21 protein-coding genes are annotated in these 15,166 nt (G+C 55.1%); 4 read left to right on the top strand and 17 right to left on the bottom strand.

Annotated elements, in window-relative coordinates:
- The 16 genes from VGM55_RS00910 to VGM55_RS00835 all read right to left on the bottom strand — a co-directional run.
- Positions 1 to 1,350 (bottom strand): phage tail protein (locus VGM55_RS00910; RefSeq protein ID WP_331634302.1); only part of this gene is annotated, 1,350 nt, incomplete at its 3' end.
- Positions 1,347 to 1,892: a phage tail protein I gene (locus VGM55_RS00905; protein ID WP_331634301.1), complete on the bottom strand. Its 546-nt coding sequence runs from the start codon at positions 1,890 to 1,892 to the stop codon at positions 1,347 to 1,349. The genes VGM55_RS00910 and VGM55_RS00905, both read right to left, overlap by 4 nt.
- Positions 1,885 to 2,793 (bottom strand): baseplate assembly protein, encoded by a 909-nt coding sequence (locus tag VGM55_RS00900; protein WP_331634300.1) that lies wholly within the window; start codon positions 2,791 to 2,793, stop codon positions 1,885 to 1,887. The genes VGM55_RS00905 and VGM55_RS00900 overlap by 8 nt, the downstream gene beginning before the upstream one ends.
- A gap of 4 nt (positions 2,794 to 2,797) precedes the next feature.
- Positions 2,798 to 3,145, bottom strand: a complete 348-nt coding sequence (locus VGM55_RS00895; RefSeq protein ID WP_331634299.1) for a GPW/gp25 family protein — start codon at positions 3,143 to 3,145, stop codon at positions 2,798 to 2,800.
- Positions 3,142 to 3,783, bottom strand: a complete 642-nt coding sequence (locus VGM55_RS00890; protein WP_331634298.1) for a phage baseplate assembly protein V — start codon at positions 3,781 to 3,783, stop codon at positions 3,142 to 3,144. The genes VGM55_RS00895 and VGM55_RS00890 overlap by 4 nt, the downstream gene beginning before the upstream one ends.
- Positions 3,784 to 3,852: 69 nt before the next feature.
- Positions 3,853 to 4,302, bottom strand: a complete 450-nt coding sequence (locus VGM55_RS00885; RefSeq protein ID WP_331634297.1) for a phage virion morphogenesis protein — start codon at positions 4,300 to 4,302, stop codon at positions 3,853 to 3,855.
- Positions 4,295 to 4,765, bottom strand: coding sequence for a phage tail protein (locus VGM55_RS00880; protein WP_331634296.1), 471 nt, complete (start codon positions 4,763 to 4,765; stop codon positions 4,295 to 4,297). Before VGM55_RS00880 ends, VGM55_RS00885 begins: the two co-directional genes overlap by 8 nt.
- Entirely contained in the window at positions 4,728 to 4,970 is a 243-nt protein-coding gene (gene lysC, locus VGM55_RS00875) for an Rz1-like lysis system protein LysC (protein ID WP_414648174.1), read from the bottom strand. Before lysC ends, VGM55_RS00880 begins: the two co-directional genes overlap by 38 nt.
- Complete coding sequence (gene lysB, locus VGM55_RS00870; protein ID WP_331634294.1) at positions 4,861 to 5,286, bottom strand: Rz-like lysis system protein LysB; 426 nt, start codon at positions 5,284 to 5,286, stop codon at positions 4,861 to 4,863. The genes lysC and lysB overlap by 110 nt, the downstream gene beginning before the upstream one ends.
- The gene (locus tag VGM55_RS00865) at positions 5,283 to 5,780 is read right to left on the bottom strand and encodes a glycoside hydrolase family 104 protein (RefSeq protein WP_331634293.1); all 498 of its coding nucleotides are present in this window, start codon (positions 5,778 to 5,780) and stop codon (positions 5,283 to 5,285) included. The genes lysB and VGM55_RS00865 overlap by 4 nt, the downstream gene beginning before the upstream one ends.
- A complete protein-coding gene (locus VGM55_RS00860; RefSeq protein WP_331634292.1) occupies positions 5,767 to 6,063 on the bottom strand; it encodes a phage holin family protein in 297 nt (98 codons plus the stop codon). Before VGM55_RS00860 ends, VGM55_RS00865 begins: the two co-directional genes overlap by 14 nt.
- 3 nt (positions 6,064 to 6,066) lie before the next feature.
- Positions 6,067 to 6,270 carry a tail protein X gene (locus VGM55_RS00855; protein ID WP_331634291.1) on the bottom strand — a complete coding sequence of 68 codons (204 nt, stop codon included), beginning with the start codon at positions 6,268 to 6,270 and terminating at the stop codon, positions 6,067 to 6,069.
- Positions 6,270 to 6,773 (bottom strand): head completion/stabilization protein, encoded by a 504-nt coding sequence (locus VGM55_RS00850; RefSeq protein WP_331634290.1) that lies wholly within the window; start codon positions 6,771 to 6,773, stop codon positions 6,270 to 6,272. Before VGM55_RS00850 ends, VGM55_RS00855 begins: the two co-directional genes overlap by 1 nt.
- A gap of 96 nt (positions 6,774 to 6,869) precedes the next feature.
- The gene (locus tag VGM55_RS00845; protein ID WP_331634289.1) at positions 6,870 to 7,634 is read right to left on the bottom strand and encodes a terminase endonuclease subunit; all 765 of its coding nucleotides are present in this window, start codon (positions 7,632 to 7,634) and stop codon (positions 6,870 to 6,872) included.
- A gap of 3 nt (positions 7,635 to 7,637) precedes the next feature.
- Positions 7,638 to 8,810 carry a phage major capsid protein, P2 family gene (locus VGM55_RS00840; protein WP_331634288.1) on the bottom strand — a complete coding sequence of 391 codons (1,173 nt, stop codon included), beginning with the start codon at positions 8,808 to 8,810 and terminating at the stop codon, positions 7,638 to 7,640.
- Positions 8,811 to 8,874: 64 nt separating this feature from the next.
- On the bottom strand, positions 8,875 to 9,735 hold the full coding sequence (locus VGM55_RS00835) for a GPO family capsid scaffolding protein (RefSeq protein ID WP_331634286.1): 861 nt from the start codon (positions 9,733 to 9,735) through the stop codon (positions 8,875 to 8,877).
- Between the two features lie 166 nt (positions 9,736 to 9,901).
- Here VGM55_RS00835 and VGM55_RS00830 point away from each other — a divergent pair, with 166 nt between their 5' ends.
- The 3 genes from VGM55_RS00830 to VGM55_RS00820 are packed head-to-tail and all read left to right on the top strand — an operon-like array spanning position 9,902 to position 13,376.
- Positions 9,902 to 11,671: a terminase ATPase subunit family protein gene (locus VGM55_RS00830; RefSeq protein WP_331634285.1), complete on the top strand. Its 1,770-nt coding sequence runs from the start codon at positions 9,902 to 9,904 to the stop codon at positions 11,669 to 11,671.
- Positions 11,671 to 12,348, top strand: a complete 678-nt coding sequence (locus tag VGM55_RS00825; RefSeq protein WP_331634284.1) for a terminase large subunit domain-containing protein — start codon at positions 11,671 to 11,673, stop codon at positions 12,346 to 12,348. Before VGM55_RS00830 ends, VGM55_RS00825 begins: the two co-directional genes overlap by 1 nt.
- Complete coding sequence (locus tag VGM55_RS00820; protein WP_331634283.1) at positions 12,345 to 13,376, top strand: phage portal protein; 1,032 nt, start codon at positions 12,345 to 12,347, stop codon at positions 13,374 to 13,376. Before VGM55_RS00825 ends, VGM55_RS00820 begins: the two co-directional genes overlap by 4 nt.
- A gap of 314 nt (positions 13,377 to 13,690) precedes the next feature.
- Here the strand turns inward: VGM55_RS00820 and VGM55_RS00815 are convergent, their stop codons facing one another.
- A complete protein-coding gene (locus tag VGM55_RS00815) occupies positions 13,691 to 13,879 on the bottom strand; it encodes a hypothetical protein (protein WP_331634282.1) in 189 nt (62 codons plus the stop codon).
- Between the two features lie 1,143 nt (positions 13,880 to 15,022).
- Between VGM55_RS00815 and VGM55_RS00810 the strand changes: the two genes are divergently transcribed.
- A partial coding sequence (locus VGM55_RS00810; RefSeq protein WP_331634303.1) for an IS1 family transposase occupies positions 15,023 to 15,166 on the top strand: 144 nt, incomplete at its 3' end.

Here is a 15,166-nt window from a genome sequence, read left to right as displayed (position 1 = left end):
ATTGTCATCCCGCGCGGCAAGCTGACCATTTGCCCAGTCCCATGTGGCACGGGTATTGATGTTGTTATCCCGCGCGGTAAACTGATTAGCGAGCCATGTGCTCAGCCAGCCGCCCCAGATTTCGCCATTGATATTACCGCCCGGCTCGAAAATTGCCCCGCCTGCATACACGCTGGCACCTGCATGAATGGAGCCGTTCGCGGTAAAGGAGTTATCATTGGGGTTAAACATCCAGATATGGTCGCGTCCCTGGTCATCGAGAATATGAATACAGCCGGAAGGAAAATCATTTTTTCCGGAGACCAGCACCCCGTAGCTGATGGCGGCCTGATATCCGGTACCCGACGTCTGCACGGTCGCTTTGGTCATAGGCAGATACACGTTCCCGTTGGCGCTGTAACCGGCAGAATAAAACAGGGCACGCCGGTCAGCCAGCTGGCTCTGAAAGGCACCGCCCCCGGGCCACGCACCCTCTTTTGTTGAATAGTGATCCGCATTATCGAGCCAGGCCACCTCGCCGCCCGCAGTGGGTACGGCCGCGACATCAGCGGCAGCCAGTGAAATATCACCGTCCAGTTTCTTGTTATTTACCGTGCGTGTGACCGGCACAAATTCCTTAACGTCATGCGTCGCAATATCCCCCAGTGCGAGGTTTTTACGCGCCCTGGCTTTATCCGGCACATCGGCCAGATTGCTTGTTTTGAGCAGGCGTGTTCCGGCATTCTCATTCGCAGCAGTTCCCACGGCCACAGCGGCTTTAACGGCCTTCGGCGTGGCGGCCAGCGTCTCGCTGTCGCTGTCAGTGGCGCTACTCAGTTGCACAAATCCCTTCGCCTGTAGCGTACCGTCAGGGTGATTGCGTGATTTGGCGTGTTTATCGAGCGCATTATCAACGTACTCTTTGGTTGCCATCACTGTGGAGCTGTCGACCTGTAGCTCGACCGCGGCGATATTGCTGACCGCAATCACCATACGCACCGTCTGGACGCGTCCGGAACCCTCAGCAAGCAGCGGCTTGTAACTCTCGGCCATACTGGCGACCGCGATGAGCACACCCTCGCTGTCATAAAGACCGAGCTCCCGCGTCCAGAACCCGCCCACCTCCGGCGGGATAATCAGCTCGGCCACCACGCAGTTGGCATATTGGGGGTGCGGCGTAATGCTGTTAATAAGTGCCCGCCACACTTCGTGTACCAGGGCGGTTTGCTCCGGCTTCGGTTCGGGAAGCGTGCCGTCACCGTCACCTACCGCCATCGTGGTAAAGATAACCTTCTTCCCGTCAGGGGGCAGACCCGCGGCCAGCTTTTCCACCCCGGCATCGGTGAGGATAGTTTTAAATTTCTGACTCATATCATTAGCTCCATTTTGGGGTAAATCGTCACAATCTCACCGTCGTAATACGTGCCGCTGACGTACAAATCACCCGGAATTTCCTGCATGATATTGAGGCCAGTCAGGTGACGGCTTGCGGCTCTGGCATCGGCGATGAGCCGCTCCATTTCCTGATACATTTCCTCCGTGATGCCGCTTTCCAGCACGCCAATATCTAGGCGAAAGGTGCCGGGCATGTCATCGGTTTCCCACCACTCAGTAACCTTAAGCATGTAGCCAAGCGGCTCGACCACACGCCGGATAGCGCCAATAGTCCCTTTACGCCGGTGGATGAAATACGCGGTACGCACCACGTTTCGCTTTGTTGCCACGGTCCAGCTCTCATCCCACCGGTCAACGGAAAACGCCCACGCCAGATACGGGAGCAGGCTCATCGGGCAGGTGTCTGGGTTCCAGAGCGTACGCAGCTGAATCGGGATCCTCGCGATATCAGCCAGGGCGCGGGCGGCGGCGACCTCCAGCGGCGACGAGCCCACCGGCAGCAGGCGGCTGTCACTCATCAGAGCCCCCGTCTTTCAGCGCGTACGCGGTGCAAAAAGAGGCCTGATGCCTGGCGAGCACGATATCGGCCTGAGGGGAGGTGAGCTCGACACGCTGCACCCCTTCAACATGCAGCGCGCCATAAATGGCCGACAGTCGGATATCCCGCCCGAGGCGATGCTGTGCCGTGATATAACGCTGAATTTGCTTCTCAGCGGCGGCTTTAATCGGGGCTGCTTCGGGGCCAGGGAAAAAATACAGTGTGGCGTCAATCTGGTAGGGAACAATCTCAGCAGCCTGCACGGTGACCCGGTCAGCCACCGGGCGCACGTCCTCGTCATTAAGCGCGCGGGTCACAGCGGCAATCAGGTCAGCACCTGCCGTGCCATTGCCCTCGCGTGACAGCACGGTCACGGTCACACACGCCGGGGACGGACTTTCGACCGCGATATCGGCAACCCGTCCGTCGGCGCTCAGGCCGTGATATTCATACGCCCCGACCGGCCCCGCCACGCTCATTCCTTCAAACGCCCGCTGCGCGCGTAGCCGCAAGTCACTGTCAGACTCCATCACGGCAGGCGTCGGCGGGATGGTCGTATCGTCTGCCGGTCTCAGTACCAGACGGAACGTATTGTTGTTTGCGGCCATCACATCGAGGTCATTGCCTCTGGCATACGCCAGCATGACCGCACGGGCGGCCTCATTAACGCGCTGACGCAGGATCACCTCGCGGTAAGCGTTCTCCTGCAGCAGCTTAACGATGGGCTCCGATTCCAGTTCAAGCGTGCGCGCGATAGCGTCCTGCTGGTCTTCCGGGTACAGCGAAATTAGCGTCGCTTTGCGTTCGGCCAGGATGGTTTCAAAATCGAGCGCCTCAACGATTTCAGGCGCGGGAAGCTGGCTCAGATCAATAGTTGGCATCGGTTCATCTCAGAGGAATGGACAGGGAAAGGCTTGCGCCCGTGTCGGTAAATTCGCCGGTGATATCGACGACCATTTCGCCGTTAAACCGGGTCTCAAACGTGATGCCGGTCAGCCTGACGCGCGGCTCCCATTTCAGGACAGCCATGTAGCAGGCGGCGCTAATTTGCAGGCGCAGCGCGGCGTTTTGTGGCTGGTCAGTCAGGGCAGACAACAGAGAGCCATACTGGCGCCGCATCACGCGCGAGCCGACAGGGGTGACAAGAATGTCCCTGATGCTTTGCCGGATGTGCTCTGCGTCGCTGATGCTCAGGCCGGTCGCCTGATCCATGCCGGGATACCGGGCGGTCATTGGATGTCCTCCGTCCAGTCGCTGCCGCGCTGGACGCCACCGTGAGCGTGTTTATCAACCTGCACGCCGTTGGAGGTGAACGTGCCGCCGGAATGCGCGATATTGCCGCCCATCTTCCCGCCTTTCTGCACGTCCAGCGTGGCGCACGTTAGCTTATTAGTGCAGACCACCTCCGGCGTATCGAGCGTGACGCGGGTGTCGGCTTTTACTGTCACCACCGGCACCGAAGCGGTGAGAGATTCAGACGCCGTGATATCAGCGGTTTTAATCCCGCTCACAGTCAGGGCGCTCGTTTCGGGTTCGTACTCAATCACCGCGCCGTCCGGGAACGTAATATGCAGCGCATCGGCGGAGGCTGAGGGGGCGGGATTGTCGTCGGAATAAATGCCCGGCAGAACAAACGCCGTATCGAGCTCACCGCCCACGGCCAGGATAATCACCTGTTCGCCGATAGAAGGAGCCCACCATGTACGGGAACGCCCTGCGCGTTGCGCCAGCCATTGCAGCCAGTCGGTCATATTGCCGCCGGTCTGGACGCGACAGCGCCCCGTTTCCGTGTTGACTTCAACAACGACACCGGTGCGGATGAGATTGCGCAGCGTGCGCGCCAGTTCCTGGATATTTGCGAGAGTATTCATAGGGGAAAGGATGCCGCCGGGGCTGTCCGGCGGCAATCGGGCGGGGTTTTGTCAGCGCTGGTACAACGGTTATTCAGAAAGGTGACGGATTATCTCCTCCTCAACGAGCTGGCTATCATCCGCACTGAAGCCGAGGAGCGGGCGCGCCGGATACTGGATTTCACGCGCTGCCGGGTTGGGCTTATCCTTTAACCCCTCCTGATGCACGCGCGCCATACGTTGAACTCTGCCAACAAACTCCACGACCGCGGCCTCATTGTTGCCGGTGGCTTTCATAAAGCGATTCGTGCGCAGCTTCGCAAACATTTCCCGTTTAATGCGGCCTTTCTTGCTTCTCACCGGCTGACGCTTTCGGGCAGCGTAAGGCCTGCCGTCGGGGTCTTTCTGCGTCTTTATCCGCTGCTGTTGCCGGGTGCGTAGCTTTTTAGCGATTTCCCCGGCCATCTTGCGGCGGCCAGCCGGTGACAGGTTCGCAATCAGCGCCGCGAGCTTGTCGTCAAAAGGTTTGAGCTCACTCATTCCATTCACTCACCAGGTCACCGTGAACCCAGAGTTGCACCGGCCGGGTGACCGGATCGGGGCGCAACGGTTCCGGCGCATAACTGACGTGCAGCGCGCCGTCACTGTCTTCTTTGACTATCGTGCGTTCACTCAGGCGCAGACTGATACTGATATCAATGCTGCTGTCGTTATTGATATCCGCATACCAGGTAAAGCCACGCTTTTGCCCTTCTGCCGTGGTCATAATATCCGGCTCATTCACGCGTACCCACGCAAGGATCGGCACCAGGAGGAAATCAATATCACTGGTGTAGTCCGTCACAATCACGTTAAGCGTGTACCGCTTCACGAATGACAGTGACGCGGCAAGTGTGGATTCAATGACACCCTCATCGGCAAAAATGCGCATCATGGCGGGGTTATTCGCCACCCCCGGCACCGCCTCAGTGAGGGCTTTTTTCAGACTGGCTTGCTTGTGCATCAAGATTATCCTGACAGTTTTTCACCGTTTCGACCTGGGCGGCGCAGCTCACCCAGGCGCTTTCGAGCTGGCGATTATCCGCGAGCAAATCGCCGTTAATGTGGAGCTGACTGGCCGGGAGTCTGCACAGCGCCACTTTCGGACAGCCATTGTAAATAATCGGCGGTGGTGTCAAAGGCGGGGCGCTCGTGCAGCCGGATAACATCATCAGGTAAAGCAGTGTCATACCATTCGCGAAGGGCTTTATTTTCATTGAGTAGCCTCGTAATTGTGTTACTTCGACGTCCGGCCAGCGCCTCAGCCGCCGCCAGTTTGTCCCTCAAATCCACCTGCGCACGCTCATTACCGTCGGCTATTCCGGCGGCAACCCTGAGCTGATTTTTCAGCATGGTGATTTGTGTTTTTTGTTCACCGGCGATGCGGTTTGCTTTCTCAAATGAACGGGCGATCGTGCTGTTTTCATGGCGCATCCACCACAGCCCGAGCCCGGCCAGAACAAGAAGGATAATCAGCGTTCTCATGCCACCACCCCGCCAGCCTGGCGATACACAGCAACCAGTGATTCGGGGCTGTGCTCGCGCTGGCCATAACCGGCACCCGGTAGCGACGCCCAGATAGTGCGGCAGCGGGAAATCGCGCGCTCAATACGTCCCTGCCGGATATCCTCCAGCGCACTGCGCTCCCGGATAAGCTGAATGGCGAGCTTGTCCTGCGACAGCGGGCTAAAGTCGGGCAACCCGAGCTGTTTTTGATAGTGCGGCCAGAATAAATAAAGCTGCTGGTAACGCCCGGATGCCGTGGATTTTTCCCCGCGACGATTAAATATTTTTGCTGGCTTACCGCTGGCGAACGGATGATCGCGATAGTCGTTAAAAATCTCCGGCTTACCATCCATCCCGGTGACAATCACGTCATAGCCGCGATTTTTCGTCAGTGGGTGGGTGGCGGTTCCCTCTGAGTACGCCAGCATATCGAGGAATGCGGCAATGTTTGGGTGTGCATTAATGACAGGCATCCTTCTCCCCCTTCTGAGATTTGAAACGGCGCTGAATAGCGATTTCAATCACCTGATAACCGGCAATGCCAAGCATTGAGCCCACGCCACAGACTGCCGGAAGCGACATGTCCGGGAACTGAACCAGCCCCACCCCGGCCACCATCGAGACAAAACCGCCCAGCAACATGCGCCCGATAAACAGGCGCGGGGTAATAGGTTCACCACCGGCCAGCACCTTGCCAACAACAATCATCATTCCGATCACAAACAGTGACAGGACACTTTTCTCACCCTCAGTCATGCTCTAATCCCACAGGTTGATAGTTTCAGTTACAGGTGCGGCCTCAACATCCGGCAGCTCAATCCCGGTGCCGTGGGGTAATACCACGCCGAGTTCAGCCAGCCCCGGATTAGCAACCAGCACCGCCTCAAAAACGCCCTCAGTGCGCCCGTAGTACCGGGCGCAAAGTGCATCGAGGGTGTCGCCCTGCTGCGCAATCACTCTCATCAGATTTGCCCGATGATGCAGCGTGACTTACCCTGGACGCGGGAAACCGCCCAGCGCATATCGCGCCACATCTCATCGATTGTGCTCTCGATGCTGTCGGCTTTTTTATCGCCTTTGGCGCTCGCATCCACGCCGCGATAACTCTCGTAAAGCTTCGCGGTCGTCATGGCACAAACGGCCTGCTTATAGTAAAAACAGCGCACGCTCTCACCGTCGATTTTGTCGGCAGGAACGTCGGCCAGCGTCGGGAAACCGAGTAAAATTTGTTCCTCGCGGTACGCCTGTAATTCGGCGTTGGTTTCTGCCATGCCGTCGATAATCGCGGAGCGTAAGCGCACTGCTGTCACGGTATTCTCGAGTCGTAACAGCTCACGGATCCGCACGGGCTCAACATCCGGGAAAAACGCCGTGTTGGTGATAACGGCCTCCGGCACCGGTCGGGCGGGGATAACCACACCAGGCCCGACCGGCACCGCTTCCGGCTTACTGATAATCACTGTCATGACAACCTCTGTATCAGGTGGGCGGTGGACGCCGGTCACCGATTCGGTGAAACACCGACTTTGACCAGCGTGCCGCCCGGCGCGGGGCGCTTTCGGTTATGCGGTGATTTTCTTCGGGCGACCTCGTCCTCGTTTCACCGCTGAATCTTGTTGTTTTGCCGTGTTCTTTCTCGCCGGAGCCTTAGCCGCTGGCGGTTTTTTCGGGGTTGCCGGTTTGGGGGCGAGTTCTCGCGTCAGGCGCTCAATGTCCTTGCGTACCCCGGCGTTGCTGTCGAGCTGCACCGCACGGTTCAGGTGTGCCAGCGCGGCGGCAGGGTTACCGGCATCACGCAGCGTCAGGCCTGTGACCTTGTGCAACCGGGCCCTCACCTCGTCGGGCATATCGGCATCGTGAACCAGCTCAAGCACGTCAGGCAGCAGCGAGACGTCAACCGGCTGACCGCCGTCACGGGCACGCAGCGCAGAGAGGGCAAACTCTTCGGCCAGCATGTAAGGGGCGGTGCGTGCATGGCCATCAGGGGGCGCCAGCCTGTATCGCAGCGCATAACGGGCAATTTCCAGCGCGGCAGCCAGTTGACCCGCATCAAGCCGCCAGAGCATGACGGTCATAAGAATGTCGTCCTGCGCGCCAGTGCCGTTCTCAAGCACGCCGGTTACCCAGGGGTGATAAAACGGCAGCAGCTCCGCTTTTTTCTTCGCTTTCGCCTCTCTGGAACGAATGTTTTTTAATGTCCGACGGTCTGCGGCCAGCCTGACGAGCATTTGCTCGTAGGGAGTGGCATGGCGCAGCGGTGCATTGACCCGCTGCGCAGCCTGGCTGGCCGAGACCCGCATCACGTGACGTTGTGCGGGGCTAAGCATGGCTCAGGCGTCCTTCTTGTCGGTGCTGTTTTCATCGACCGGCGCTGACTGCGGTGCCGGGGCGGTCAGCTGCTGGAATGCTTTCACCATTTCAGCCGCGAATACGCTCGCGCTGGTCTGCTCAACAGTCGTCGGCTCTTCCGGCTCAAGGATCTCAATGTTTTCAATCAGGCAACCGGCGGCGTAGTCCTCGATAACAAAATCGACTTTCACCTGCTCGTAATTTTCCACCTGGTCGAGTTTCGGGTTTTCCACGATATGGCGGCGGTGACCGTCCTCGTAGAGATAGATGGAAATGTTATCCAGCGGGGTGATAAATACTGCATTAGCCGGGAAGAACGGCGCGCGCACCGCCTGGAGCTGGCCGATCGTTTTCTGGCTGATAATCAGCTCCCCGGCCAGCGCTTCGCTGTTCGGCTGGAATTTGTTAATCATCGGGAAATACTTGTCGGTCAGAATGCGGCGGCCACAGATGACAACCAGCTCCGGGTTTTCACGGTGGACTTCATCAATCAGGGTTTCGTGACCGTCCATCACCATCGAGTCCAGGTTGGCGTAATGACCGCCTTTACCCACCTTAATCGTGTCGGAAATCACTGTGCCGTCAGCGTCAGTCACGTTATGCATTACGCGCTCCGGCGCGTCGTTACGGTACTTCTGCAGCCAGCCGACAGCCACATCCTGCAGCAGCGGGTTTTGCTTGCGGTCAGAGGTCGCCGCGCGGGTCACGCCGTTAAAGCCGATGGTGATGTAGTCCAGCGCCTGGCGCTTAACGATGGCGTTACGAATACGGACCTGGAAATCCTGATAACGCGCCCAGAGGTCGAGCTTGTTGTATTTCAGGTTGTAGTCAAAGTTCACCGGTTTACAGAAGTAGCGGTAGGCGTCGAGCTTAGAAAAATCCGCGGTCTTACGTTCGACGCCGTTGTCGGTGTCTGCCGTACTGGCAATGGAGCCGTTGACATCAATGCCCACTTTTTCCTCGGTCAGCTCACGCACCACAACCATGTTAATCAGTTGCAGAAATGACGAGGATTGCTGCACCTTATCGAAAAGGGTTTGCGTCACCGACGGCTCGACGGTGAATTTATTGCCCAGGTCGGCAACCCCCACACCGTTTAATTCGGCGATACGGCTCAGGTACTGGTTGAACTGGAAACGGGTCTCTTTACGCATGGGTTTTTATTCCTGTTTTAAAAATAGGTGCGGCTCTGGATCAGTGCTGATTTAAACGCGTGATTCAGCAGTCGGTCAGCGACTGAGACGCGCCGTCACCGCCGGTGCTTAATGTGCGGCGCTTCTGAGTCCTGCTCTCGGTGTTGTCCAGAGTATTCGTCAGGGCGCTGAATCTCTGGCTGGTTGCGGTGACCTGTTCGGTCACGGTTTTTTTGAGCCCGGCAATTTCAGCCTCAAGCTTGCCGAAACGCGTGTCGGCATCGTCGCCGGACTGCTGGACACGCTCGGCAATGACCGTCACCGCCTCATGCACATCGTTAAAACGTGCGTCGTCGCTGGCCTGTTTGCGGCTGAAAATGTTTTTTACCGAGTCGGTAATTTTGTTGAGCAGGGTGTCCGGGACCTCTTCAAACTCCAGCTCGGCCAGGGTGGCGACAGAGAAGAGGTTTTCAGGACTGGCCTTGAAGCGGTTGAGCGGGTTGTGTTTTGCATTTCGGCAGAACCGGAGATATTCAGTACCAAGGCTTGCCGGATCATCGGTCACCGCCAGACCAGCCAGATAGCATTTGCCGGTTTTGGCAAAATTTGGCTCAATTTCGATGGAGGTGTAAACCTTCTGCCCTTTGGCAACGATTTCGACCAGGTTATCAAGCGGGGCGATTTTGCCGTACAGCGCCAGCTTGCCATTCAGCGCGGAATCATCGTCGATGGTTTCGGCTTTCAGCTCCACCACGTCGCCGTAGCGTTGAAACTCGCCGGACGGCAGCAGGCCGCGAATGTGCTCAAGGTTGATACGACAGCCATAAACGCGAGGATCAAAGGTGTCTGCCATTTGCTGAATATCAACGGCGCTGATGTCGCGCCCGTCACAGGTATCGCCCTCAACAGCGAGACGGAAAAACTTAGAAACGACTTTCTTGGCCATGTTCAGGAGTCCTGATTGTGGGTGATGGGTTAGGGCTTAGTTTCCCGACTCCGACCCACGCCAGCCACCCGTTAAGGAAGTGCAACGCCTGACACAACAGGGGCTTAGCGAATAAGCCCACCCGTTTCTTTAGCCTTGCCCGGGTATTAACAACGGCGAGGCATTCATGACCATCACGACCGACACATCCATCCTCAGCGACCCGCGACGGCAGGCGGCGCTTTTGTACTGGCAGGGGTTTTCCGTGCCGCAAATCGCAGAAATGCTGCAAACTAAACGCCCCACGGTGCAGAGCTGGAAACAGCGTGACCAGTGGGAGGAAACCGCACCGCTAAACCGGGTTGAAAGCACGCTTGAAGCGCGGCTGATTCAGCTTTATGCGAAGTCCGACCTGAGTGCGCACGACTTTAAAGTCGCTGACTTTCTCGCGCGGCAAATGGAGCGGCTGGCGCGCGTGAACCGGTACGGCCAGACGGGGAACGAGGCTGATTTAAATCCGAACGTGGCGAACCGCAACAAAGGGGATCGCAGGAAGCCGAAAAAGAACCATTTCAGCGAAGAAGCGATAGCGAAACTGGAGGAACTCTTTTTCGACCAGTCTTTCGGGTACCAGTCAGAGTGGTACAGAGCAGGGCTGGCGCACCGTATTCGCGATATTCTCAAATCCCGCCAGATTGGTGCGACGTTCTATTTCGCACGTGAGGCCCTGCTACATGCGCTAAAAACCGGCCACAATCAGATTTTCCTTTCGGCCAGTAAAACGCAGGCGTATGTGTTCCGCGAATACATCATCCAGTTTGCGCGACAGGTCGAGGTTGACCTGAGCGGTGACCCGATTGTCATCGGTAACAACGGTGCAAAACTGATTTTTCTTGGCACCAACTCAAACACTGCACAGAGTCATAACGGCGACCTGTATGTCGACGAGATTTTCTGGATCCCGAACTTCCAGCGGCTACGCAAAGTCGCCTCGGGCATGGCCTCTCAAAAGCACCTGCGCACGACCTATTTTTCGACCCCCTCCTCTCTCGGTCACGGCGCCTACCCGTTCTGGTCAGGGGAGCTTTACAACAGAGGGCGCGCCAGCGCCAGTGAGCGCGTGGAGATTGATATCAGCCATACCGCGTTAGCGCGGGGTGTCGCCTGCGCCGACGGGCAGTGGCGGCAGATTGTCACCATTGAGGATGCGCTCGCCGGGGGCTGTACCCTGTTTGACCTGGACACCCTTAAACGCGAAAACAGCGCTGACGATTTTCGCAATCTGTTTATGTGCGAGTTTGTCGACGACAAAGCGTCAGTGTTTCCGTTCGAAGAGCTGCAGCGCTGCATGGTCGACAGTATGGAAGAGTGGGAGGATGTTGAGCTGTTCGCCGACCGGCCATTTGGTCACCGTGTGGTGTGGATTGGCTACGATCCGTCACTGCGCGGGGACAGCGCCGGTTGCGTGGTCATCGCGCCGCCGGTTGTCGCCGGGGGGAAATTCCGCATTCTTGAGCGCCACCAGTGGAAGGGCATGGACTTTGCCACACAGGCTGAGTCAATCCGCACACTCACGCAAAAATATAACGTGGAATACATCGGCATTGACGCCACCGGCCTAGGCCAGGGTGTTTATCAGCTCGTGCGCTCGTTCTACCCGGCAGCGCGTGAAATTCGCTACACGCCCGAAATGAAAACCGCGATGGTGCTCAAGGCAAAAGACACCATTCGCCGTGGCTGTCTGGAATACGACGTCGGCGCGACCGACATCACGCAGTCGTTTATGTCCATCCGCAAGACCATGACCAGCAGCGGGCGCAGCTCCACGTATGAAGCCAGCCGCACCGAAGAGGCAAGCCACGCCGATTTAGCCTGGGCAACTATGCACGTATTAATCAACGAGCCACTGACCGCCGCCAGTGGCCAGCCATCATCCTCAATTCTGGAGTTTTACTGATGCGCTATGAATTTACCGGCCTGCAGGCCGCAACATTAAAAATCATGCTGGACAATATGGGCTTTGAATATCAACGTCGCTGGTATCTCTCTTCGCAACGCACCCGCCATATCACGAAAACCCGTCAGTGCGGGGCAGACTGGTATTTTTCGCTTGAGGCTCTGATTGATGCGATTGAAACCGGGCGTAATCAATATTTTCTCGCGCCCGGCGAATCACTGGCACCGGCACAAAATCAGCGCCAAATCATTCAGTTTGCTGCGCTGGCTGGCACAAATATAAATCCTGACGATACCGTTATTCAGCTATCAAATGGTGCAGAAATTCGCTTTTGTGGTGATGACTGTCTTTTTGCCGCGTGCAGCGGCAACGCTTATGTCAGTGAATACGCATGGTCTGAAAATCCGGGCAGGTTGTTCAACATTGCAAAAGGAATTTCAGCGCATAAAGATGCTCGCTTTACTGCGTACACCACGCCATCACCCAATGATGAGGCATACGCGCTATGGGCTAAAGAATCCCCGGCACATCAACAACGCCTTTCTGCTGAGGATGCGTTCCGGCAGGGCTGCAGCATTCTCGACCTCCCGAAAATCAAAGCTGAATTATCACAGGACGATTTTGATTTATGTTTCATGGCCATCTGGCCACAGGAAAAAAATAAGGTGACCAGATGAGTAAGCGAAACAAACGCCAGCGCCCGACGAAAGCGCAACAGCACACCGCTGCCCCTTCCCGGAGTATGGAGGCATTTACCTTCGGGGAGCCAACAGCGGTACTGGATCGCCGCGAAATCCTCGACTATCTGGAATGCGCCAGTAATGGCAAATGGTACGAGCCGCCGGTGAGTTTTTCTGGCCTGGCAAAAACGATGCGCGCCGCTGTGCACCACAGTTCACCGATTTACGTTAAGCGTAATATTCTGGTGTCAACGTACATCCCGCACCCGAAGCTGTCGAGTCAGGATTTTAGCCGCCTTGTGCTGGATTTTCTGGTGTTCGGGAATGGTTTTCTGGAAGAGCGGCAGAGCATCACCAACAAGGCGCTGCGCTTTGAGACGTCACCGGCCAAATACACCCGGCGTGGCGTGGCAGAGGATACCTACTGGTTTTTGCAGGACTTCAACAAACCGCACCAGTACACCCCCGGCACGGTGTTTCACCTGATGGAGCCTGATATTAATCAGGAGCTCTACGGGATGCCGGAATACCTCAGCGCATTAAATTCAGCCTGGCTGAATGAGTCGGCGACGCTGTTCCGTCGCAAGTATTACCAGAACGGCGCGCACGCGGGTTACATCATGTATGTGACCGACGCGGCACAGAGTAGCACCGACGTTGAAGCTCTGCGCCGGGCGATGCGTGATTCGAAAGGGCTCAACAATTTTAAAAACCTGTTTTTCTACGCGCCGAACGGAAAAGCGGACGGCATTAAAATCGTTCCGCTCAGCGAAGTGGCAACCAAAGATGATTTTTTCAATATCAAAAAAGTCAGCGCTACCGACCTGCTTGACGCGCACCGGATCCCATTCCAGTTGATGGGGGGAAAACCCGAGAACATTGGCTCCATGGGTAATATTGAGAAGGTGGCAAAGGTTTTTGTGCGTAACGAACTGACCCCATTGCAGGCGCGCTTTATGGAGCTTAACGAGTGGGCGGGGGAGGATATCATCAGATTCAAAAAATACTCGCTTGAGGACGATTAACCCCTCCATCACAGCCGCCTGCGGGCGGCATTTTTACACCGCCCCTCAGACCGCCAACCCCCACACACCGCCCGCACACAATTCAACGCCGCAGTGCCGCGTTCAGGCCGAATAAATAATAATTAAATACCTGCCTCAGCGCGCAATGCTTTCCCCGCCACGCCTGCCCGCTTTATGGGTGGGTTTTAATGCAGTTGCATGAGCAGGCCGGAGGCGCGCCAGCACTGGTGCGGTTGGTCTCAGAGTTAATTCAGAAGCGCATGCGAATACATGCAGGTAATGCAGGCAGAGCTTTGAATCTCATTAAAGCGCTTCTATTTCACTTCGTAATAAATATTTTTTTCCTGATCCAGCCCTCTATTACCGCTATCAGCGAGGTCGGCAATAATACTCATCGCTAACTTCAAATCCGCCGGTTTGCAGTTCGCAATTAATGACACTTCAGCAATGAATTGCACGCAGGCCAACCTATGTTGAGTTTTGCGGTATTGCTCCTTAATCATGAAAACTCCTTATTAATATTTGCTGGTTTTTTATATGATGATGTGAATTCATGAAGTATATCTAGCACATCCGGTCACGATCTCCCGAGTCTGAAGAAAACAATGGTGTGCTTAAACTATATTAAGTACTCTGGAAGAACAGATTGCAAAAAATGAAACTGAAATACCTATACATATCAGTAGATTAACTGGATTATAATTTGCAGAATGTTTCTCTCGAGCACTTAGGCAGAGAATCCCCATTATTTACTGAATAAATAACTTGCTCCTGAGATTAATCACAAGACGTTAATAGAATTATCTTCTGGTAACGAATGAGCTATTACCTCAAGCTGTTCCTAGGGATAGTACTATTACTAGACCTTGGTACTGTGACGAAGATCACTTGTTGCTCCGATTACACACCAGTTGTGCAATACCTGAAAATTTCACACATCAGCTGTATAAAATGAACTCTTACGAACTGTTTACAATTTCTGCCATTCGCCATAACATGCAAGCCAGAGCAATAAGTTTCCAAACTTTGTCAGACAAAACTGGCATCAGTATGCCACGACTGCGTCGCTGTATGGCCTTTTGGTCACCACAGTCGCTTACGCTTAACGATTTGGGGAAAATATACGAGGCACTGGATATTACACCTGACGTTCAAAACCATCCTGAGCTGGCAATGCTTAGTGATGATACAAAGTCTAAGATTTGTGCGTTGATAAGGTCGGTCAGAATAGAATAATGTTCTACATTATATCGTGTAAAATACGTGACCGGTAAGTATGGCGGTGAGTTACTATTTTATTTAATCTTGGCTAAGATTATATCTGGTAGTAATATTTTAACATCTGTTCTGGTGGTTGGGTGCTAATATCATACTTTCTGCCTTGAGGAATTCACAAACAACTCATCATTACTGAAAATTCGATGTCGGTGAGTTGGAAATACAACCTTTGGTTTATGAGTAATATTAAGCTAATTATTGTCGATGAATTTAAGCTCAACCGCAAGTGATTGCTTAGGGTTATGCAGGTGGATCACTTGAGTTATTGTTCTTTTTGTATAAATAAAAATCAATTTTGCATAAAATCCCTGGTAATGCCTTCAATCGATAGAATTTTCTGGTAATCTTCCGGTATTTGAGGTTTTTCTTTGGTTACTGTTCATTGCCCTCGATGCCATTCAGACGAAGTTTATCGCCATGGCCGCAGTTCTTCCCAACACGAACGCTTTCGTTGCCGGACATGTGGCCGGGTTTTCCAGCTGGCCTATACCTATGAAGCCCGAAAACCCGGT

Source organism: Cedecea sp. (assembly GCF_036500665.1).
Taxonomy (GTDB): Bacteria; Pseudomonadota; Gammaproteobacteria; order Enterobacterales; family Enterobacteriaceae; genus Cedecea.
This window is presented reverse-complemented; position numbering and strand designations above follow the sequence as displayed.